16 protein-coding genes are annotated in these 20,978 nt (G+C 60.8%); 10 read left to right on the top strand and 6 right to left on the bottom strand.

Going from position 1 to position 20,978, the window contains the following annotated elements:
* Positions 1–2 precede the first annotated feature (2 nt).
* The 4 genes from PH551_RS02340 to PH551_RS02325 all read left to right on the top strand — a co-directional run bounded on the left by PH551_RS02340 (position 3) and on the right by PH551_RS02325 (position 3,153).
* Positions 3–563, top strand: a complete 561-nt coding sequence (locus PH551_RS02340; protein ID WP_085778606.1) for a slr1658 superfamily regulator — start codon at positions 3–5, stop codon at positions 561–563.
* A gap of 7 nt (positions 564–570) precedes the next feature.
* Positions 571–909 carry a slr1659 superfamily regulator gene (locus PH551_RS02335; RefSeq protein WP_085778607.1) on the top strand — a complete coding sequence of 113 codons (339 nt, stop codon included), beginning with the start codon at positions 571–573 and terminating at the stop codon, positions 907–909.
* A gap of 472 nt (positions 910–1,381) precedes the next feature.
* A complete protein-coding gene (locus PH551_RS02330) occupies positions 1,382–2,320 on the top strand; it encodes a sialate O-acetylesterase (protein ID WP_285191684.1) in 939 nt (312 codons plus the stop codon).
* Between the two features lie 200 nt (positions 2,321–2,520).
* Positions 2,521–3,153, top strand: a complete 633-nt coding sequence (locus PH551_RS02325) for a hypothetical protein (RefSeq protein ID WP_285191709.1) — start codon at positions 2,521–2,523, stop codon at positions 3,151–3,153.
* A 223-nt stretch (positions 3,154–3,376) separates the two neighbouring features.
* On the opposite strand, the gene PH551_RS02320 is transcribed toward PH551_RS02325, so the two are convergent.
* Entirely contained in the window at positions 3,377–6,160 is a 2,784-nt protein-coding gene (locus tag PH551_RS02320) for a bifunctional diguanylate cyclase/phosphodiesterase (RefSeq protein ID WP_285191683.1), read from the bottom strand.
* A gap of 347 nt (positions 6,161–6,507) precedes the next feature.
* Between PH551_RS02320 and PH551_RS02315 the strand changes: the two genes are divergently transcribed.
* From PH551_RS02315 to PH551_RS02305, 3 genes are all read left to right on the top strand, one after another.
* Positions 6,508–7,110 carry a hypothetical protein gene (locus PH551_RS02315; protein ID WP_085778610.1) on the top strand — a complete coding sequence of 201 codons (603 nt, stop codon included), beginning with the start codon at positions 6,508–6,510 and terminating at the stop codon, positions 7,108–7,110.
* A 507-nt stretch (positions 7,111–7,617) separates the two neighbouring features.
* On the top strand, positions 7,618–8,715 hold the full coding sequence (locus PH551_RS02310; protein ID WP_285191682.1) for a branched-chain amino acid ABC transporter substrate-binding protein: 1,098 nt from the start codon (positions 7,618–7,620) through the stop codon (positions 8,713–8,715).
* An 83-nt stretch (positions 8,716–8,798) separates the two neighbouring features.
* Positions 8,799–11,267 carry an adenylate/guanylate cyclase domain-containing protein gene (locus PH551_RS02305; RefSeq protein ID WP_285191681.1) on the top strand — a complete coding sequence of 823 codons (2,469 nt, stop codon included), beginning with the start codon at positions 8,799–8,801 and terminating at the stop codon, positions 11,265–11,267.
* A gap of 422 nt (positions 11,268–11,689) precedes the next feature.
* Here the strand turns inward: PH551_RS02305 and PH551_RS02300 are convergent, their stop codons facing one another.
* The 5 genes from PH551_RS02300 to PH551_RS02280 all read right to left on the bottom strand — a co-directional run bounded on the left by PH551_RS02300 (position 11,690) and on the right by PH551_RS02280 (position 18,369).
* Positions 11,690–13,822 carry a beta-galactosidase gene (locus PH551_RS02300; RefSeq protein WP_285191680.1) on the bottom strand — a complete coding sequence of 711 codons (2,133 nt, stop codon included), beginning with the start codon at positions 13,820–13,822 and terminating at the stop codon, positions 11,690–11,692.
* A 17-nt stretch (positions 13,823–13,839) separates the two neighbouring features.
* The gene (locus tag PH551_RS02295; protein ID WP_085778614.1) at positions 13,840–14,985 is read right to left on the bottom strand and encodes an ABC transporter ATP-binding protein; all 1,146 of its coding nucleotides are present in this window, start codon (positions 14,983–14,985) and stop codon (positions 13,840–13,842) included.
* Positions 14,986–15,022: 37 nt separating this feature from the next.
* Entirely contained in the window at positions 15,023–15,874 is an 852-nt protein-coding gene (locus tag PH551_RS02290; protein ID WP_085778615.1) for a carbohydrate ABC transporter permease, read from the bottom strand.
* On the bottom strand, positions 15,874–16,758 hold the full coding sequence (locus PH551_RS02285) for a carbohydrate ABC transporter permease (protein ID WP_085778616.1): 885 nt from the start codon (positions 16,756–16,758) through the stop codon (positions 15,874–15,876). Before PH551_RS02285 ends, PH551_RS02290 begins: the two co-directional genes overlap by 1 nt.
* Before the next feature lie 336 nt (positions 16,759–17,094).
* On the bottom strand, positions 17,095–18,369 hold the full coding sequence (locus PH551_RS02280) for an ABC transporter substrate-binding protein (protein ID WP_085778617.1): 1,275 nt from the start codon (positions 18,367–18,369) through the stop codon (positions 17,095–17,097).
* Between the two features lie 195 nt (positions 18,370–18,564).
* On the opposite strand from PH551_RS02280, the gene PH551_RS02275 reads away from it, so the two are divergent.
* The 3 genes from PH551_RS02275 (at position 18,565) to PH551_RS02265 (ending at position 20,949) form a co-directional block, all read left to right on the top strand.
* Complete coding sequence (locus PH551_RS02275) at positions 18,565–19,776, top strand: ROK family protein (RefSeq protein ID WP_085778618.1); 1,212 nt, start codon at positions 18,565–18,567, stop codon at positions 19,774–19,776.
* Between the two features lie 368 nt (positions 19,777–20,144).
* Entirely contained in the window at positions 20,145–20,411 is a 267-nt protein-coding gene (locus PH551_RS02270; RefSeq protein ID WP_285191679.1) for a DUF2277 domain-containing protein, read from the top strand.
* 151 nt (positions 20,412–20,562) lie between these two features.
* Positions 20,563–20,949, top strand: a complete 387-nt coding sequence (locus tag PH551_RS02265; protein WP_285191678.1) for a cupin domain-containing protein — start codon at positions 20,563–20,565, stop codon at positions 20,947–20,949.
* Positions 20,950–20,978: the final 29 nt, after the last annotated feature.

The raw sequence follows: 20,978 nt of genomic DNA, 5'->3' as shown, positions 1-20,978 counted from the left end.
ACATGGCGCCTAAAATATACGGCATCGAATCTTTGGCGGAGATAAGCTTGGATTCTGGCGCTCGCCTGACATTGAGTGATGGGCCGCTTCAGCTTGGATGGAAGCATTCAGGAATGACTTCGGACTTCATAGCGGAGATCATGGCGCTGCCCTATTCCCGGTCAAGGAAAGATTACCTGCAGGCGCATCATGATATCGGATACCTCAGCAACGAGCTGATCGAAAATGCCGTCAAATTTCGACAGCCTGGCGAGATCCTTATCGAAGCCGACATTATCGATGGAAGCTTTCTGTTCAGGGTCAAGAATGCCATTGACGGCGCGACATCGTCTCGCTTCCAGCAGCTCCTGCAGCGCCTTCAATCGAAGGAACCCGGCGCACTTCTTCTTGAGCAAATCGAAACCAACGCCATATCGCCGGAAAGTGGTTCCGGTTTGGGCCTGCTAACCCTTTTGAGCGATTACGATGCGAGAATGGCATGGACATTCGAAGAGAATAATGACGAGCATATCATACTGACGACGACTGCAGCTGTGGCGATGCCACCCTCCTCCAATCGGTGAGCGAAGAATGGAAATCAGCGACGAAAGCTTCCGCGTATGGGCGGAAAAAAACGAGGTGTATTTCGATGGCGTCTTCCGCCTGGCAGGACCGGACGCCTATGCGCCGATCTATTCATTGATAACAGGCCTTCTCCGTGAGGGGCACAAACAGGTAACGTTCAACCTGACGGGCCTCGAATTCCTGAACTCCTCGGGCATCAACCTCCTGGCGAAGCTGACCATCGAAGCCAGAAAGATGGACGACCTGCTGCTCATCGTCAAAGGCACCAATCAGCATCCGTGGCAGGCAAAATCCCTGCCGAATCTGAAGAAGCTGCACCCGCTGCTCGATTTACGCCTGGCGTGATTTGCGGCAAACAACTCTCCTTCTTCATTCCTGTCGCGGGCTGACCCGCGGGAGATGCAGTCGCGCGCAATACTGCGAACGACCGCGGTGTTGCCCCCACCAGATCGACCTTCTAACGCCGACCCCACCAGTTGGCCGCGACGAATAGCGCCGGTGCTCTGCTCCCACATTGTCCTCGGGCCACAATCTGTGATCGTCTTTCAGTGGACGAGCAACGGGAATTTTCTCCATGAAGCTGATGCTGCGGAGCACGATTTCTCACCCATCCGGATGATTGTAATCACTGGTCCGATCTATAGTTTAGAGCAGGTTTTTGGCGACGCCACGCGACTAGTCGACGATCGGACTCGGATTTCGCGAAGAACTCTTTTTGCAAAGAGCATGCCCGAGCAAGCAGATGTGGCAGGTGTAAAGGAACTTTCGTGGCTGGACTAGCTTCGAATAGTCCGAATGATGTTTTAAAGGTAACAACATGCGTAAAACAGTAGCAGTCGGCCTGGCAGCCCTGATTGCCATGTACCTTCTCGGCGGCACCAGCGCGAGACATGAGATCTTTCCTTGGCCGCAACTTTCCGCGGCGAAGAAAATGGTAATCGGAGAGCAGGCGGCAGCTCCAAGCCGTTATACTTTCGACGATAAGGAACGACTCATTGCCGATGAATCAAAAACCGCTGTGACCTGCCCCGCTCAAACTGATCGAACTGCTGTCCTACTCATTCTTGGCCAATCGAACGCGGCCAACTACGGTGGACAACGGCACCGATCGGATTATGGCGCTCGCGTTGTAAACGCCTTTGACAAACGGTGCTTCATCGCGGCGTCGCCGCTTCTTGGCTCGACCAATACCAAGGGAGAGTACTGGACGCTTCTTGGGAACAAATTGATCGCGTCGGGACAAAACGACAGCGTCGTCCTCGCACCTCTCGCATACGGCGGATCAGAGGTCGCACGATGGGCGACAGGCGGTGACCTCAATTCTATGCTTGTCGATACAATGAAACAGCTTCACGATTCCGGTTATCGGATAACGAGCGTCCTCTGGGTGCAAGGAGAGGCAGACCTCGTTCACGGCACGACCGGGGAAGCCTATCAAAAACATTTCATGTCGATGGTCGACACATTGCGTCAGCACGGCGTCGAAGCACCCGTTTACATTTCGATCGCATCGAAATGCCTGGAACCGAGCAACGGCGGCTTCAAGGAGCACATTCCCGACAATGCGATCGTACGGGCGCAACTGGCCCTATCAAGGAGTGGCCACGGTATCCGAGAAGGCGTCAATTCTGACGCGTTACTCGATGGAGACGACCGCTACGACGATTGCCACTTCGGGGGCACAGCCGGAGAGAAAGTGTCGCAGGCCTGGCTGAACCTTCTGCGTAGCGAGAGCCACCTGGAAAGCTCGCGATAGTCTTCCCTGAACCGGTTCTCGCGCCTTCGTGAGCTTCGACCATGGCCGCCCGCAGGCCGAGTCTCGTATGCTTCTTCTGGGACCATAGCCGGGGCCCTTCGCCAGACCTCCGTCCGATGTGCAGAGCGCGATAGCAATCTATCCTCCAAGTCAGATCTCGTCGTGCAGTTGCACGGCATCTGGTCTCATTGGAGGAAACGATGCGGATGACAACTTTAGCGTCCCTGGCCGTGCTTTCGCTGACGCTTGCCGCAAGCCCGGCAACGATTGCGGGGCTCGACATGAGCGCACTGGCAAAGGACGGCGGGAACGGCGGCGGCCATGGTGGTGGCAACGGCGGCGGTAACGGCGGTGGCCACGGAAACGGTGGCGGCCACAACAGCGGTTCAAACCACGGCAATTCCAACTCGTCAGCCGTGAGAGGCAAATCGTCCGAGGCACCGGGCAAGTCCAAGTCGGGCAAGTCAGACACCGCAACGACCAGCACCAAGGAGAAGAACCTGTCGGCGCAGCTTGCCGGCCTGAATTCCTTGAAACGAAATTACAGGGCGTTGATGCACACATCGGACCCGCGCATGGCTGCCATATCGGCCTATGCCGTGGCTTATGCCCAGTATGAAATCGACAACGGTATCGAGCCTGCGTCCGACGATCCCCTGCTGGGCGATCAGGCGCTGGAGGACGCCTTGGCTTCCGCAACGAAAACCGGTCAGGTCAGCCCGGCGGTCCTGGATAAAGCCAAGACCATTCTCGGGGTCGGCGATGCCGACGGCAAGATTGATCAGATCCGCACCTCGCTGGAAAACGCCGCGTCGGCGGCGCCAGACGAATAGCCACCTGGCGAGATGCGAGAGGTGCGAAGCCGACATTGATATTACTGCGCACCAAACTAGGAGAGCATTTCCGTTCTGTCTGAGTCCGGAAATGCTCTATTTTTTTGCCATTCACGCTGGGGAGAAGGGATTATGCCGCGAGGTCTCGTTTCCCTTTTCTCCCCAGCGGGGAGACGGTGCCCTAGGGCGGATGAGGGGCCGCAAGGCACACCCTCGCGAATCCTCAAGCCGCCTTCTCCACCGCCACATCACTCATCGCCTGCGGTCTGCCCAGCAGATACCCCTGCGCCTCGTCGCACTGCTCTTCCAGAAGCGTGTCGAGCTGTGCCTGCGTTTCAACGCCTTCCGCCAGTACCGGCACCTCAAGACTGCGACCCAGCGCGAGAATCGCGCGGACGATGGCCTTGGACTGGGCGTTGCTCTCGACTTCGGCCATGAAGCTCTTGTCCAGTTTGATCTTGTCAAAGGGGAAGGAGCGCAGCGTTTCCAGTGAGGAATAGCCGGTGCCGAAGTCGTCGATGGCGATAGAGACGCCGAGCGCCTTTATCTCTCGCATGGTCCCCAGCGCCTTGTCCTTGTCGATGATGATCGAGCTTTCGGTGATCTCGATTTCGAGGCGGCGTGGGTCGAGACCGGTTTCGGAGAGGATGGCAGAGATGACGGCCGCCATGTCGGCATGGCCAAGCTGGACCGGCGAGAGGTTGACGGCGATCTTGTGGTTGTTGTTCCACCTTGCTGCCTCCCGGCAGGCTTCGCGCAGCACCCATTCGCCGATCGGCAGGATCGCGCCGCATTCCTCGGCGAGGCCGATGAAATCTATCGGTGGAATGTTGCCGCGCTCGTGGTGGTGCCAGCGAAGCAGGACCTCGTAACCGGTAATCTCGCCCGTCCGCACCGATTTCTGCACCTGATAGTGCAGATGAAGCTCGTTGCGATCGATTGAGGCCCAGAGGTCGTTGGCAAGCGCGCGGCGGTGGCGCGCTGTCTCGTCCATCGCGGCCTCGTAGAAGCAGACTTTCTGCAGCAGGGATTGCTTGGCGCGGTACATGGCAAGATCGGCATTGGCGAGAAGCCCGTCGACGCTCTCGGCGTCACCGGGATAGATCGCAACGCCGAGGCTGGCGCCTGTCTTGATCTCGAAGCCGTCGACGGAGACGATTCCACCGAGCGCGCCTTCCAGGCGGGTGATGAAATCGTGGAGGGCGCTCAAATCGTCGAAGCGCTTGATCGCCGCGAACTCGTCGCCGCCGAAGCGGGCGATGAACTCGCCCTCCTGCTGCACCTCGCCGAGACGGCGCGTCAACTCGACGAGCACCATGTCGCCGGTGCCGTGCCCGTGTTGGTCGTTGACCTCCTTGAACTTGTCGAGGTCGATGCCGACGACCGCCACCTTGCCCCTCACCCGCTCCGCGACCATCAGTTCCTCCGAGACGCGCTCGCCGAACTGCAGCCGGTTCGGCAGGCCCGTCAGCGCATCATGCTTGGCCAGGAAGGCGACCTGCTCCTCGGACTTCAGCCGATCGGTGATGTCCTCGAAGGTCACGACCCAGCCGCCATTGGGCAGCATGTTGACATTCTGCTGGAGCGATTTGCCGCTCGGATATTTGTGAACCGCGCTGCCGGCCCCGCCCCTGATCAGCGCCATGTTCCTGGTATAGTGCGCCTCGGCCCGCGCGGCCGCTTCCGCCGCGTCCTCGGTATTGGCAGCATAGCCGATTCCGACGATCTGTCGGTAGGCCATTCCGGGGTGCACCGCCCCCTCGGGAAAGCGGAAGATTTCGAGATAGCGCTTGTTGCAGAGCACCAGGCGCTCATCCCCGTCGAACAGGCAGATGCCCTGCCCCATATTCTGCAGCGCGACGTCGAGATTGCGGGTTACCTCCTCGATCCGGTCGGCATCCGCCTTTTGCTTGGAGTTATCCTTGGTGATATTCGCAAAGCCGATCAGCGCGCCGCTCTCGTCGTTGATCGCATCGATGACGACATGAGCCCAGAAGGAGGATCCGTCCTTGCGATAGCGCCAGCCCTGGGCTTCGAACCTGCCTTCCCGGCGGGCGGTCTCCAGCGCCCGCTGCGGAAGGCCCTTCCGGCGGTCTTCCTCGGAATAGAACAGCGAGAAATCCGCGCCGATGATCTCGTCGGCGCTATAGCCTTTGGCGCGCTCGGCGCCGGCATTCCAGTTGCTGACCTTGCCGTTAGGGTCGAGCGTGCAGATGGCGTAGTCGGTCACGCCCTGGACGAAGAGCTTGAAGTTGCGCTCCGCCCTGGCGGCCTTGGCCTCCGATCGCACGGCGAATATGGCGGCCGCAAAACCCGCGGTCAGCAGCGAAAAGGTGACGGCGGCGATCGTCGCCACCATAACATCAGGCGAAAGCAGCGTTGCGGGATCCAGCGCCGCAACGCCTGGCGTTACGGTGACACCTGCCATCGCGGTGAAATGCAAGGCGACGACGCCTGATGTCAACAGAAGCGTTGGCGCGAACCTGGCCAGAAGCGACCGCCCGCCCCTGCCCGCAAACCGAAAGGCGGCAACCGAAAAGGCGATGCCGAGAACAACCGACGCCGCCACGAATTGCTCGTCCCAGGCGATCTCTCCCGGAGATTCGATGGCGAGCATGCCGGCAAAATGCATCGACGCAATGCCGACGCCGAAGAGCACGCCCGCCAGCACATTCGCCACCCACTTGTCATAGGCGATCTTCGCCGCAACGGCGCCCATCGTCGCCACGATCGCGACCAGCAGCGAAACCAGCGTCAGGCCGGCATGATACCCGACGACGACACCGGGGTCATAAGCCAGCATGGCGACGAAATGCGTGGCCCAGATCCCGAAACCGCCCGCCGCCCCCGCCGTCAGCATCCATATCCACCGCGCAGCGCCACTCGACGACATCGCCCGATCGAGCAGAACCATCGCGCAATGGCTAGCAAGAAAGCAGATCAAACCCGCAAGCCCGACCATCGAAAGATCGTGTTGCTCGGTCATGCATGTCAGAACGGTGAACATGGAGTGGACCCCCTCGATTTTGAAGGTGACGGTATGGGGCGGGCGCTTAAGGAAGGTTGAAATGAAGCGGGCGGCGAGTGCGGAAATACTGGTGTTTGGGAGGGTTGGGCGTGGGGTTGTGAGATTAGGGTTTATAGCGGGTGTCTTGGTATGGTGAATGGATTTTCGACTGGCGCGAGGCCCCGCGAAATAGGGCTTGCCCTGCCCCACCACGATCCGGTGCAGGTAGATCCTATCTCGTCAGGTCAAGTTCGGTTGGGCTGTGGGCGAGCTCCGCGCCGGCGACTTCGATCTCCCCAATTTCACCCAAGCACGGTGGTAGCGGGCTTTGATCAAGGGAATCCGGGATGTCGATCTTGCTAAGAAGTTTGTCACTACTGGTTGGAATAACATTGTCGGTACCAGCCTTCGGCGATTGCTTAACCGCTAAAGAAGCCGAACAGGGCGTGCTCCTGACCAGAGAAGCGCCTTTCTATTCCGTTTTCTACAAGCCGGAGGGCCTGGGTCTCACCGAACAACGGCTGATGGAGCGCGACGGCTCACTGCAGCCGGTGTCGGCTGTATATTTGCACCCCTTGCTCGTCGAAAAGAGAGTGAGTGCCAGCGGGACGCATGAGCTGAAATACGCGAATGCGATTGCGTTGGACGATCTACCACAAAAGAAGAACTGGCAATCCGGCACCACGCTTTTCATCAATGGCAAAAAATCCGTTTCGGGCACGACTTTTCTTAGGTTCGACGGCTTGGGCGAGGAAACTATTGAATCCTGTTCCTACAAGGTTTGGGCCATCAACAGCCGTCTGGAACTGACGGAATTGCCTCCGATTATTTTCGAACAATATTATTCCCCCGAGCTTCATCTCATTCTTCGTTCGGTAAGGCTGAGCACCGCCAACCGGCCGTTGAGCGAAATTCGATTCGATCGATTCCAAATCGGCTGGGGCAACTAGGGATATTGTGTCCCTCTATCAGCCGGAGCCTAGTTAGCGACCGCCAGCCCGCTCCAATTAATCACCTCACTGACAGACTGTCCTGCCTCTGAATGGAGACGTCCACATATCCGGTCTTAAGGCTGTAATTCACAGGCCGAGCCCCCGGATACCACTCGCAGACTACCTCGCCTTTGTAGAATGTCCGCAATAGGCGCGGCCGACGAACACCCGGCGGTATGCGACGTAACCGCACGTCGGTCCGCCCCCAGCTCATGTCTTACTCGGGGCCGGAAGCCACCCGTCCGCTGCTACTAAACCCAGCACCAAAAGCGGACGTCAAAGTTCTTGCCGCCAAAGGCTGGGATTTGCCCAAAGCAGACAATGAGGTACCCGCAGGAACGTCAACTGCTGACCAGCCCTTGCGGATAAGAGGCAAGTGCGCTGCAGAAATGGCCGAGATATCTGCGCCTGCGCAGGGGCTGTCGGCGGCGACAAAATTGGCGTAAGCTGTGAAGGAGGTTCACTATGCGCAGCAGCATCACTGCAGCTATCGTCGCGCTCGTCGTTTCGCTCGGCAGTATGGCGCGGGCGGAGATCCTGATCGGAGCGGCAGGCCCGGTCACAGGACCGCTCGCCTGGATTGGGGAGCAGATGCAGCGCGGCACAGAGATGGCAGTGGCCGACATCAACGCGACTGGCGGGGTGCTCGGGCAGAAGGTGCAACTCATCACGGTCGACGACTTCTGCGATCCCGAGCAGGCTGTGGCGGCCGCCCAGAAACTGGTGGCTGATCGCGTAGTGCTCGTCATCGGGCATTATTGTTCCCAAGCCTCAATCCCGGCGTCCAAGGTGTACGAGGCCGCGGGAGTTCTGCAGATTTCACCCGGTTCGACCAATCCGCTCTTGACCGAACAAGGTCGCGCCAATGTTTTCCGCGTCATTGGTCGCGATGACGCGCAGGGGGTGGTAGCCGGCAACTATTTGGCCGATCGTTGGGGTGACAAGAAAATAGCGATCCTTCACGACAACACCACCTATGGGAAGGGGCTCGCTGACGAGACCAGGAAGCAGTTGAATACGCGGGGTGTCACCGAAGCGATCTACGAGGCCTTCACCCCTGGGAAGAACGACTATACGGCCGAGATCTCTGCGTTACAGGGCGCCGGCATCGCCGTGTTGTATGTTGGTGGGTATTTGCCCGAGGTCGCACTTATGGCTCGCGCTTCGCGAGACAGCGCCTACGCACTTCAACTCGTCTCAGGCGATGGCATGGCGAGCGAGGACTTTGCACTGATCGCCGGATCTGCCGCGGAGGGTACCCTCTTCACGTTTAGTGCGGACCCACGGCGCGTTCCTCAGGCGGCTCAAGTCGTCGAGCGTTTCCGTGCCGAGAATTTCGAGCCGGCAGGCTACACACTGCTCAGTTACTCCGCCGTCCAGGTCTGGTCGCAGGCGGTGAAGAAGGCCGGTTCTCTAAGGCCGCAAGAGGTGATCGGCTCAATGCAAGGCAATCAATTTGAAACGGTAATGGGCCGGATCGATTTCGACGACAAGGGCGACCTCACCGTTCAAAGCTGGATTTGGTATGTCTGGAAGGTTGGCGAATACGTGCCGCTGGAATAATCAACCGCCGGCCGGATGGATCGTTTTAGGCCAATCTGTGCAGACTTTAATGGCTGCGCAAGCAAGACCTTGCAGTTGCCGCTATGTTTGAAAGCGTCGGTATACGAGGGCGCTTATTGCTCGCTTTCTTCGGCATCAGCACCTTCGCAGTGCTCGCGACCGCCGCAGCTCTCTATGCCTTCCTTCAGGTCGGCGACGTGCTCGATCGCATCACCAAGGAACGGGTGCCGACGGCGCTCGCCTCTCTCCAACTGTCGCGCCAGGCTGAGAGGGTCGCCTCAACCGCGCCGTCCGTGCTGGCGGCGACCAGCACGGTTCAGCACAACGAGGTCTCGGCTGCGATCGGAGTCGAGATGGGGCGTCTCGAAGAGTTGCTCGCCGCACTTAAAGGCACCGCGGCCAACGCGACGGCGGTGACTGAAATCGAACATGCGGTGATTGGTCTACGACGAAACCTCGATGCTCTCGACGATCTTGTCGCCGCTCGCCTTACCATAGTTCAGCGCAAGGCGGACTTGCTGCGCCGCTTATCGGACACGACAAATGCAAGTCAGCGTCTCATCGCGCCCGGCATCGCCGTGATGAACTCGAAGGTTCCCCAGTGGCGCGCAGCGGCGGCTGATTCCGCTGCACCACCCAACGCGCGTGCTGCGGCGCCGAGCGACCTGGTCAAGGCAATCGCGGCCTACATCCCCCAGCAGAGGGCGCAGCAGGAAATCTCAGCAGTCAATGATGTGCTGGTCAAGACTGCCAACGCGGATACGCCGGGAGATCTGAAGCTGATCCTGTTTCCGCTGCGCCGGTCGCTCGCCGTACTCGAAACGGTCTCCACGGAGATCGACGAAAAGTTGCGAACCCGCTTCCAACAACGGTTGGACGAGTTGAAGTCGCTGACCGAGGGTGAGAACGGGATCCCGAAGGTACGACAGGACGAGTTTGCTGTCCTGGCAAAGGGGGAGCAGCTTTTGGCTGAAAACAGTCATCTATCGCGCGACCTTACCGCGGCCGTCGATCGCCTGGTTGCAAAGGCAAACGATGAGATCGCCGCGTCCGCCCTCGAAGCCTCGGTCGTCCGGCGCTACGGCACCGGCATTGTCCTTGGCTCCGCCCTTCTAAGCCTGCTGAGTTCGGTTCTGGTTGTCTGGCTCTATGTCGACCGCAGCCTTCTCGCCCGGCTGGGAGAGGTGAGCCAAAGCATGCTGGCAATCGCGGGCGGCAATTTGCATGCGCAGATGCCCGTCGGAGGCCGCGACGAAATCGGCCGCATGGCCGGGGCGCTCAGGCTGTTCCGGGATACTGCGGTCGAGGTAGAGGAAAACAGCCTACGCGAGGTTGCGGAAGCGCGCCAGCGGCTTGTGGATGCCATCGAGAGCATTTCCGAGGGATTCGCTCTGTACGATGGCGAGGACAGGCTCGTGTTGAGCAATAGCCGTTACCGCGAGCTGTTGTACGCAGGCCTGGAGGAATTGATACCCGGCACGACATTCGAGCAGATTATTCGCCGGTCCGCTGAGGGCGGCTACATCAAGGATGCTGAGGGGCGAGTCGAGGAGTGGGTTGCCGAACGGCTTTGGCGGCATCGCAACCCTGGTGAAACGTGGGTGCAGCGGCGTCGCGACGGGCGATGGATCATGATTAGCGAGCGGCGGATCACGGCTGGCGGCACGGTGGCCGTCTACTCTGATATCACCGAGCTGAAGCAACGGGAGGAAAATCTTGCCGACAAATCCGCAGCTCTCGAGGCGCTTTCCAGCAAGCTGGCGAAATACCTGGCGCCACAAGTGTACAACTCCATATTCACCGGTCGCCAGGACGTCAGGATCGCGAGCCAGCGGAAGAAGCTGACGATATGCTTCTCCGATATCGCCGGCTTTACCGAAACCACAGACAAAATGGAATCCGAGGATCTCACACAACTCCTCAATCACTACCTGACTGAAATGTCGAAGATTGCTTCAGATCACGGCGCGACGATCGACAAGTATGTCGGAGACGCCATCCTGATGTTTTTCGGCGATCCGGAAACCCGCGGCGTCAAGAACGACGCGCTCGCCTGCGTGCAGATGGCTCTCGCCATGCAAAAGCGAATGGGCGAGCTTGGGGAAATCTGGCGCGATATAGGGATTGAAACACCGCTGCGCTGCCGCATTGGCATTCACACAGACTACTGCACTGTGGGCAACTTCGGCAGCGAGGACCGGATGGATTACACGATAATCGGCGGCGCCGTGAATCTCGCCTCGCGCCTTGAGCAGGAAGCGGAGCCGGGCACCGTGCTCATTTCTTATGAGACGTTTGCGCAAGTGAAGGACATGATCGACTGTGAGGAACTGGGGCATGTCCACGTAAAGGGAATAGCCTATCCAGTCGCCACCTACCGCGTGGTCGATCTGAAGGAAAACCTGGTCCGCAGCCGTCGTGCTGTCCGGACCGAACTGCCGCACCTGAGATTGGAAGCTGATCTCGAGCTTATGTCTACCGATGAGCGCGATCAGGCCGCCGCCGCACTTCGAGACACGCTCGATCGACTTTGTCACAAGCCCGGGTCGTAGGCTCCCGTTCGCGCGCGCTGTCGCCTTCCATAGGCACCACCCTCGTCGACCGGCCTTCGGGCTCGCAACTCGACCTTCCTGCAACGCTGGCTTGGCGACGAAATGGCGCGGTCATTCGTCCGAATTCGGACGAGGACGAAGGACTGCTGTCGGCCAAACTGCGACCCCATGTTGTCACTTCACAATGTCAGGTTTGCAGCAACAGCCAGCGGTAACTCGATGATCATTATGGGGCGCAAAAGAGCCTTGTCTCTCAATAATGAGATAGCTCGGACCCAACAGTCGCTGCCCGTTGAAATCGGCGAATTGCATCCGATCCCAATGCTCCTTCAATTTGAACTACCACCGGAGCTACAACTCTCCACAGACGTCCGCGCGCGAAGAGCGCGCGCTACACCTTTCTTCATGGTTGGCGCCGTCCCTCACCCCTCCACCTCCACAATCGCACACCCATACCCCTCAAGCTCCAGCCTCCCCACCACCACCTTCTCCCCATCCAGTAGATCCCGCCCGGCAGGCACGCCACCCACCGTCACCGCCTGATCCATATAATTCTGCACAAACAGCAGCCGCCGTTCGTCGTTCATTCGCATCGTCACCTCCACGCCCTCCGGCAGCCCACCGACCAGCGGCTCCACGCCCGCCGGCGCGAATAGCCGCTCCGTCAGCGCCTCGGTCAACTCGGGCGTGAGATACGTCCCGAGATAGACCACCTGTCCCTTGCCGACCTTGCGGGAGGTCGCCATCGGCTGGCCTTCGGCGTAGCGGTTGGACCAGGCTGCGATAACTTCGACGTCGGGATCGATGGTGAGGTTTTCGTAGAAATGACCGGCGGTCATTTCGCGGTTGCCGATCTTGAAGCGGCGTTGGCGGCGGTGGCTTTCGGCCGGCTTGTTCGGCGGGATGACGAGACCGCCGGAGCGCTCCATCACGTCGAAGAGGCCGTTGGCGCCGGGGGCGGCGAGACGTCCGAAATCTTCGACGCGGACACCGGTCAGCCTGGAAAGCGCGGTGCCTGGCGCGGTTTCGCGGATGACGTGGTTATCTTCATTGCGCGTGCCGGTGCGCGCGCCGATGACGACGGTGCCGCCGGATGCGGCGAAAGCTTCGAGCCTCGCCGTCCATTCGTCCTTCCACATCACCCAATGGGGCACATAGAAGAGCTTCAGCTTGGAAAGATTGTCCTCCGGATGGATGAAGCCGCAGGCGATGCCGCGGTCGTAGCAATATTGATGCAGCAGGATCGCGTCTTCCTGCGGGCTCGGCAGGCCGATCGGATAGGTCTTGTGGGCTTCCTGATTGTCGAAATCGGAGCCGGCGATGCCGACATCCATGCGGACATAGGTGCCGAGGATCTTGTCTTTCAGCGCCGTCATCTCGGTCGCGAAGCGCGTAGCCTCCTCATAACGATGGCGGCCGATATCGTCATGGTCGATGATGCCCATCCAATAGATCTCGGCGCCGAAATGGGCGGGGCGCCAGCGGAAGAACATCAGGCCGTCAGCGCCGTGCGCGACCGAGGAGAGCGCCATGCGGCGCAGTTCGCCCGGCTCCGGCGTCAGCGTGCAGAAGCCCGGCTGGCTGCCGAAGCCCGATTGCTGCTCAGGCACGATGTAATTGCCGGAAAAGCCGCGGCAGATATCGAGGTGCAGCGCCTGCACCTTGGCGTGGTTGCCGAGCCGCATGAACTCGTCATAGAGCATGGGATAGATGTCGTAGCCGACGAAATCGAGATCCTTGCTGAACTGGCCGCGGAAATCGATATCCCTCAAGCCGCCGAGATTGTGGAAGACGAACCAGGAAGGTTTCACATCCCTGAGGATCTCCACCTGGTCGTGCTGGAAGCGCGCGGTGGAGAAGGCGAGGAAGCGGTGGTAATCCTGCAGATGGCCGGGGCTCGGAAAGGTCGGGCCGAATTCGATCGGCAGCACCACCTGTTCGAAACTGTCATAGGCCGTCGCCCAGAAATCGCCGCCCCAGGCGGCGTTGAGCTTTGATATCTCGCGGTATTTATCGGCGAGGAAGGCCTGGAATTCGCTGAGCGTCGCCTGGGAAAAGCTCTCCGGCATGCTGGTGTTCAGCTCGTTATCCGTCTGCCAGCCGACGACGAAAGGATTGTCGCGGTAGTGCTCGGCCATCGCCCAGGTGATGCGCTTGCTATGTTCGCGGAAGACCGGGCTTGCCGTGTCGCAATGCTGGCGCGAGCCGTGGCTCATCGGCCGGCCCTTGCCGTCGACCCTTAGAATTTCGGGGTGGGCCGCCGTCAGCCAGCGCGGCGGCGTGGCGGTCGGCGTGCACATGATCGTGTCGATGCCGTGACGCCCGAGGATTGATATGGCGCGGTCGAAGAGATCGAAATCATAGGTGCCGAGCTTCGGCTCCAGAATGTGCCAGGCGAATTCGGCCATACGCACGACGTTGAAGCCGGCTTTCGCCATGCGCTCGGCATCGCGCTCCCAATAGCTTTCGTCGACATGCTCGGGATAATGCGGCACACCGACGAGGAAGCGGTCGGTCTTGACGGTGTTCCATGCGGAGAGGGTCTTGTCGGACACGGGCGGTTCTTTCCTGATTACTTGTCGAGGATCGTCTTGCGGGCGCTGATCGTGCGGCCGCCATCGGGGGAGAAGAGATAGAGCTCGTTCGCATCGAGCTTCAGCGCCACCTTCTGCCCGGCGGCAAAGGGCGCGACGTAGGAGAGCTGCGCGGTGATGTTGCCGGTGCCGCTTTCCGACGCGATGGTGCGGAGATTGCCGGCATCGACATAGAGAATGGTCTCGCGGCCGAGATGCTCGACGAGGCGGACCTCGCCATGCATGGCCCCGTCCCCACTGCCCTCGACGACCACCGAGATCGCCTCCGGCCGCACGCCGAGCGTCAGCCCGGTGCCCTTCGAAAGCGCGGTCGGCTGGGCAAGCTCCACCGTCAGCGGCGAAAGGCCGGGCGCCGAAACCGTGACGCTCCGGCCGGCGACGGCGTCGATGGTAACGCCGAGGAAATTCATCCTTGGGGCGCCGAGGAAGCCGGCGACGAAAAGATTGTCGGGGTTGCGGTAAAGCTCCAGCGGCGAGCCGACCTGCTCGATGATCCCCTTGTTCAACACGACGATGCGGCTTGCCATGGTCATCGCCTCAACCTGGTCGTGGGTGACATAGACCATGGTGGCGCCAAGCTCGGCATGCAGACTGCTGAGTTCGACGCGCATCTGGGTGCGCAGCGCCGCATCGAGATTAGACAGCGGCTCGTCGAACAGGAAGACCTCGGGCGAACGGGTTATCGCCCGGCCGATCGCCACGCGCTGGCGCTGGCCGCCGGAAAGCTGCTTCGGCCGCTTCTCCAGCTGGTCGTCGATGCGCAGGATCTTGGCGGCGCGGGCGACCGCCGCATCGATCTCGGCCTTGGGGCGCTTCGCCATCCTCAGGCCGAAGCCCATATTCTCCGCCACCGTCATATGCGGATAGAGCGCATAGGACTGGAACACCATGGCGATGCCGCGATCGCCCGGCTCCTGCTTGCTGACATCGCGGCCGTTGATCAGGATCTGGCCAGAAGAGATCGCCTCCAGCCCGGCAATGCTCTTCAAGAGCGTGGACTTGCCGCAGCCGGATGGCCCGACCATGACGATGAATTCGCCCTGCGCCACGGAAAGATCGATGCCGCGCAGCGCATGATAGGCGGCATAATTCTTGTTGATCGCACGAAGTTCGAGACTGGTCATATCCTGGCCCTCTCTTGTTGAAACGGAAGACGCCGACTCATCCCTTCACCGCGCCCATGGTGAGGCCGGCGATGAAATGCCGCTGCATCAGGAAGAACATCACGACGGGCGGCACGGCGACGACGATTGTGCCTGCCGAAACGAGGTTCCAGGCCGAGACCCACTCGCCGCGCAGATTGGCAAGGCCCGCCGTCACCGGCTTGACGCTGTCGCTGACGGTCAGCACCACGGCCCAAAAATAATCGTTCCAGACGAAGGTGAAGATCAGGATGGCAAGCGCCGCCAGCGCCGGCCGCACCAGCGGGATCACCACATGGATGAGCGTCTGGAAGGGCGACGCCCCTTCCGCGCGCGCCGCCTGGAACAGCTCGTCTGGAAGGGCCGCGATGAAATTGCGCATGAAGAGCGTCGCAAAGCCGGTCTGGAAGGCGACGTGGAAGATGATCAGCGCCACCGTCGTATCGATCAGGTCGAGGCGCACCATCAGGTCGCGCACCGGGATCATCATGATCTGGTGCGGCAGGAAATTGCCGCCGACGAAGAGCGCGAAGATCAGCATGTTACCGCGAAAGCGGTAGCGTGACAGCACGAAGCCCGCGAGCGTCGACATGACGAGTACGCCGATCACCGAAGGAATGGTGATCGTCAGGCTGTTGAGGAAATAGCGCGCCATCGGCGTGTCGGTGAAGACGGCCTTGTAATTGTCGATGACGCCGATCTCGGTCGGCCAGCCCCAGAGATTGCCGCCCATCACATCGGCCGTCGAGCGGAAGGAGGTGAGGACGATCGCAAAGAGCGGGCAGAGCCAGAGGATGAGCACGACGACGACGGCCAACACATAGAAGCGGCGCTGCCAGATCGCGGTTTCCGGAATAGGACGAGGATACATCAGCCTCCCCTCTCTTCGCTGCGGATGATGTGGGTGAGATACCAGGCGATGAACACGGCCATGATCACGAAGAGCACCGAGGCGATCGCTGCGCCGTAGCCGAAGCGGTAGGAAAAGATCGACTGCTCGTACATCTGGTATGCGAGCACCGAGGAGGAGCCGAACGGCCCGCCCGCGGTCATCACCGAGATCATGTCGAAGGAGCGCAGCGCCCCGACGACCGTGACGGCAATGGCGATGAAAGTGACCTGGGTGAGTTGCGGCAGCACGATATGGCGCAGCATGTTCCAGCCCCTCGCCCCATCGACCCGACCGGCGCCGATCAGCTCTTCGCTCAGATTGTTGAGGCCGGCGAGATAGAGCACCATGCAGAAGGTGATCTGCGGCCAGAGCGCGGCGATGACGATCGCGAAAGTGACGAAATGCTCATCGGAAAGCACCGCCGGCGCCACCGCCCCGAAGGCGCGGAAGATCAGCGCCAGCAGCCCGAACTCCGGCGTATAGACCCAGGTGAAGACGACGCCCACCGTCACCGAAGCCAGCACCAGCGGAATGAAGAACAGCGACTTCAGAAAGCGCATGCCCGCGATTTTCTGGTTGACCAAGAGCGCGATCGACAGCCCGATCGGCGGCGCTGCCATGAACATGATCAGCCAGATCAGATTGTTCTTCAGCGACACGTAGAATTGCGGATCGTTGTAGAGCTCGACGTAATTGCCGAGCCCGATCCAGACCATTGGCCCGAAACCGTCCCACTCGTGAAAGCTGATCCAGACGCTGCGCACCGCCGACAGCAGGATGACGGTGAAGAACAGCGCGATCGCAGGCGCGATGAGCAGAGTCGGAGTCAGCCACCACCGCTGGCGGCGCCATAATGTCTGCATGTCAGGAGCCCTCATGTTATTCGTATGAGCTTTTCTGCGCTCAGGTCGCTGTCAAAGCCCGCCAACCCCTCCTTTCGTCATGCTCGGGCTTGTCCCGAGCATCTGACCACGTCGATGCGCTGCAGATCCTCGGCACAAGGCCGAGGATGACGTCGAGTGGAGGGAGGGCGCCGCCGGGAGTAAAGCGACGCCCTCGGTATGCTGGCAAAGCCTGCCACCCCTCCTTCGTCATGCTCGGGCTTGTCCCGAGCATCTAACCCCGAACCGATAGGGCAGCAGATCCTCGGCACAAGGCCGAGGATGACGTCGAGTAAAAAGCGCGGTCCGGCAGCAAGCTCAGATCTTATAAATCCGCTTCCGCGTCCCCTCGAGCCGCGTCAGGATCGCCTTGCGCCGTTCCGGCTTGGCCATGAATTCCTGGAAGCCGACGAGGCCGGCCTGGGCCATGTCCGGGTCGCTGTCGCGGTCGTAGTATTGCGATGTGCCCTGCACCGTCTTCATCGTCTCGACAGCGATATTGACGAGCGGATCGTTGCTGGGCGGCAGGTCGTTGCGCGGCGGCACGTTGCCGCCCGGCTCCAGATAGGTAGCCAGGTTTTCCGGACGATAGAAATAGGCGAGGAATTCGCGTGCGCCCTGCTTGTTCTTGGCCTTTGCGGGAATGTGGATCGAATTGACTGAGAACTCCTCGAAATGGCCGATCTTGGCATCGAGCACCGGGAAGGTCGCGTAAGCGAGCTGCGGCAGATCAGCTTCGGTGAAGGCCGAACGCAGGAAGGCGCCGAGGTTCATCATGCCGGCCTTCTTCTGTGCCAGCAGTGCGGCGGCCTCCTGCCAACCGAAGGAGGTGTGGTTCGGCGTGAAGAAGCCTTTGCCGATCATCGCTTCCCACTGGTCGAACACCGCCGTCAGCGCCGGATCGAGATAGCTCATCTCGCCGTTCATCAGCGCCATATGCTTGTCGAGGCCGTTGATGCGCAGGTTCATCTGGTCGAACCAGCCGGCCGCCGGCCACAATTCCTTGGTGCCCATCGCAACCGGCGTGATCCCCGCCGTCTTGCACTTGTCGCCATAGGCCATGAATTCTTCGGCCGTCTTCGGCACCGTCAGGCCATGCTGCTCGAACACATCCTTGCGGTAGAACATGCCCCAGAGCGTGCCGCCGGTGGGCAGCCCGTATTGTTTGCCGTCTTCAGTGACGGCGCCGATGGTCGCGCCGAGCACGTCCTTATATTTCTCCTTCTCGACGAGATCGGAAATATCGTCGAACAGGCCGCGCTTGACGAAGGCGCGCATGCGGTTGCCCGAAAACCAGGAGCAAACATCGGGCGCGCCGGCGACCAGATAGTTGCGGATCGCCGTTTTATGGGCCTCATGGTCCATGTTGTTGATGACGACGTTGACGCCGGCTTCCTTGCTGAAGCCAGCAGCAATTGCCTTCAGCGCGTCCAGCGCAGCTGCATTGTTTTCGTCGGAGATCATGGTGACCTCCTGGACCTGCGCGATCGCCGGGATCGGGAAGCTGCCGGTGACGGCAGCGGCAGAAACCAGGCCCGCACCCTTTAGGAAGCGCCTGCGGGTAGTCGACGGAAATTGCTTCAAAAATGCCATTGAATTCCTCCCAGTTGATCGATCGACAACTCCCAGCCACCGCCTTCCCCGTGGAACGACTGACCAGGTTTTGCAACGCGGAGATCACCCGCCAATTCCAGCGATAAAACGCTTGGCTGAGTTGATCCGCAGCGGAACTTATGCATAGATCTTTTCAGCCCGCAATAATTAATTTACAAAATTAAGGAATGCATCGTGAAGCTGAAAGGCGACCAGACCACGGCGAGAGCCATGAACCGACGCCTCATCCTCAACCTTCTCCGCCGCGAAGGGCCGAGGAGCCGCGCCGATATCGCGACGGTGATCGGCTTGAGCCCGGCCGCCGTCACCTTCGTCGTTTCAGACCTGCTGGAGGAAGGCATCGTCACCGAGGGCAAGGCCGTGCCCGGCCTCGCCGGCCGCCGGCCGATCCCCGTCGAGATCAATTACGAGCATTCGCTCGCCCTCGGCTTCAAGCTGATGGTGGATTCGGTGGAATGCGTGGCGACCGATCTCGCCACCAATCCCGTCGCCGCCATGCGCGTCGGCCTTGAGGGCCATGATCCGGATTATGTCGCCGACCTGCTCGCCGGCACCGTGCCCGAACTGGTGAAGCTCGCCGGCCGGCCGAAAGCCAAGCTCGCCGGCATCGGCATCTCCATGCCCGGCGTCATCAACCACGAACAAGCAGCCTGCGTGCGCAGCCACCGCTTCAAATGGGACGACGTCCCCCTCGCCGCGCTCGTCGCAAGCCGCGTCCACGTGCCGGTCTGGCTTGAAGACGATACCAACGCTTACGCCATCGCCCAGCAGCTCTTCGGCCTCGGCCGCCAGCACCGCAACATGGCCGTGCTCGCCGTCGGCGTCGGTATCAGCTGTGCGCTCGTCATCGACGGCAAGCTCTATCGCGGTGCCAATGGCGCTGCCGGCAAGTTCGGCCACACGCTGTTCGAGGAGAACGGCCGCCTCTGCGAATGCGGCAAGCGCGGCTGCCTGATGGCCTACCACTCCGAACTCTCGATGCTGCGCCGCTGGCGCGAGGCGACCGGCCGCGGCGAGGAACTCAGCCTCCCCGAACTCCGCGAAGCGCTCGCCTCAGGCGACGCCACCGCCACCGCCCTCGTCGCCCATTCCGGCCGCGGGATCGGCACCGCACTCGCCAACCTCGTCAACATCACCGACCCCGAAGTCATCGTCGCCGGCGGCGAAGCCGTCTCGCTCGGAGACCCCTTCCTCACGCCCTTGCGCGAAGCGCTTGCCGCCCGCACCTTCCGCACCGCCCCGCCGCTGCTGCCCGACTGGGAGGATAACTCCTGGGCTAGGGGCGCGGCTGCGCTGGTGACGCAGAAGATCTTCGATTTCGAGTCATCCGGCGGGGTGACGGATATTGCGACACTCGGCGTGAGAGGTTCGACGTCGGCGGCTTGAGGGTGAGAGCGACGGGATCTCCCTTGCCGGGGAGCGGTACGGCATACCCCCTCTGCCCTGCCGGGCATCTCCCCCACAAGGGTGGAGATCGGCAAGAGGTTGGACCATCGTTCCCTCACCGCCGCAGCGCAGCAGCTATACGGTCTTTGCTTGGGGAAGCCATCGCGCCCATCCGATCTCCCCACCTGTGGGGGAGATGCCCGGCAGGGCATAGGGGGTGCCACACGGCACGGCGAAAAAGGCCGGCCCCCCGTGACCGCCTCTCTCCCGCCCATCTTCCAGGCCCCGTTGCATTTCGCGCTCACGCGACTACTTTTCATGCAAGGCCGCTGCCCTCCGGCGGCGAAGAGATATCACGTGAGCAAACCATGTGCCGAAACATAAAACCCCTGTTCAATTTCGATCCGCCGGCGACGAACGAAGAGATTCACGATGCCGCGCTCCAATTCGTACGCAAGCTCAGCGGCACGACCAAGCCGTCGAAGCGCAATGAGGCCGCGTTCAACCGCGCGGTCAGCTCGATCGCTGCCTGCGCCCGCGAACTGCTCGATTCAATGGAGACGTCTCAACCGCCTCGCGATCGCGAGGAAGTGGCGGCGAAGGCGCGCGCGAGATCCGCGATGCGGTTCGCGTAAGAAAATCCCGTTCCTACAGGAAAACCGGTCAGGCGAGCAGATACACTGGCATACAAAAATACGGGTTCTTCGACACATGCCTGGTTCAATCATCGACTGAAATGGCGTAGCGGCCAACGAGCCGGAAACGACCAATTCAGGAAGGATGACAATGAAAACGATCCAGGCCATGGTGCTCGCCCTTGCTCTCGGCGGCGCGGCGGCAGCGCATGCGGAGCAGCCGATAGAGCGCACCGACCTCATAAAGAACGATATCGACGTGCCGGGCCGCGAAATCGTCCAGGTGCGCGTCGATATCGCTCCGGGCGTGCTCGCACCGAACCACTCGCATCCCGGCGAAGAGGTCGCCTTCGTGCTCGAGGGCACGCTGGAATACAAGCTCGAAGGTAGGGAGCCGGTGACGCTCAAGGCGGGTCAGTCGCTGTTCATACCCTCCGGCGTGGTGCACTCGGCAAGGAACGTCGGCAGCGGCAGGGCTTCGGAACTGGCGACCTATATCGTGCGCAAGGATGAGGCGCTCGTCGTTCCCGCCAAATGACGTCCGATTGAGACAGACACTTGAAATCC

Origin of the sequence: Rhizobium atlanticum (assembly GCF_030182485.1) — a bacterium.
Classification (GTDB): domain Bacteria; phylum Pseudomonadota; class Alphaproteobacteria; order Rhizobiales; family Rhizobiaceae; genus Rhizobium.
Note: the sequence above shows the minus strand (reverse complement) of the source record. Positions and strands in the feature narration are given on the sequence as shown.

What these genes read in the sequence shown, in the direction of transcription:
- PH551_RS02325 (WP_285191709.1), top strand. Translation starts at nt 2,521, where the DNA reads ATGCGGATGACAACTTTAGCGTCCCTGGCCGTGCTTTCGCTGACGCTT.
- PH551_RS02310 (WP_285191682.1), top strand. Translation starts at nt 7,618, where the DNA reads ATGCGCAGCAGCATCACTGCAGCTATCGTCGCGCTCGTCGTTTCGCTC.
- PH551_RS02270 (WP_285191679.1), top strand. Translation starts at nt 20,145, where the DNA reads ATGTGCCGAAACATAAAACCCCTGTTCAATTTCGATCCGCCGGCGACG.
- PH551_RS02295 (WP_085778614.1), bottom strand. Translation starts at nt 14,985, where the DNA reads ATGACCAGTCTCGAACTTCGTGCGATCAACAAGAATTATGCCGCCTAT.
- PH551_RS02320 (WP_285191683.1), bottom strand. Translation starts at nt 6,160, where the DNA reads ATGTTCACCGTTCTGACATGCATGACCGAGCAACACGATCTTTCGATG.
- PH551_RS02265 (WP_285191678.1), top strand. Translation starts at nt 20,563, where the DNA reads ATGAAAACGATCCAGGCCATGGTGCTCGCCCTTGCTCTCGGCGGCGCG.
- PH551_RS02305 (WP_285191681.1), top strand. Translation starts at nt 8,799, where the DNA reads ATGTTTGAAAGCGTCGGTATACGAGGGCGCTTATTGCTCGCTTTCTTC.
- PH551_RS02335 (WP_085778607.1), top strand. Translation starts at nt 571, where the DNA reads ATGGAAATCAGCGACGAAAGCTTCCGCGTATGGGCGGAAAAAAACGAG.
- PH551_RS02280 (WP_085778617.1), bottom strand. Translation starts at nt 18,369, where the DNA reads ATGGCATTTTTGAAGCAATTTCCGTCGACTACCCGCAGGCGCTTCCTA.
- PH551_RS02330 (WP_285191684.1), top strand. Translation starts at nt 1,382, where the DNA reads ATGCGTAAAACAGTAGCAGTCGGCCTGGCAGCCCTGATTGCCATGTAC.
- PH551_RS02290 (WP_085778615.1), bottom strand. Translation starts at nt 15,874, where the DNA reads ATGTATCCTCGTCCTATTCCGGAAACCGCGATCTGGCAGCGCCGCTTC.
- PH551_RS02285 (WP_085778616.1), bottom strand. Translation starts at nt 16,758, where the DNA reads ATGCAGACATTATGGCGCCGCCAGCGGTGGTGGCTGACTCCGACTCTG.
- PH551_RS02340 (WP_085778606.1), top strand. Translation starts at nt 3, where the DNA reads ATGGCGCCTAAAATATACGGCATCGAATCTTTGGCGGAGATAAGCTTG.
- PH551_RS02315 (WP_085778610.1), top strand. Translation starts at nt 6,508, where the DNA reads ATGTCGATCTTGCTAAGAAGTTTGTCACTACTGGTTGGAATAACATTG.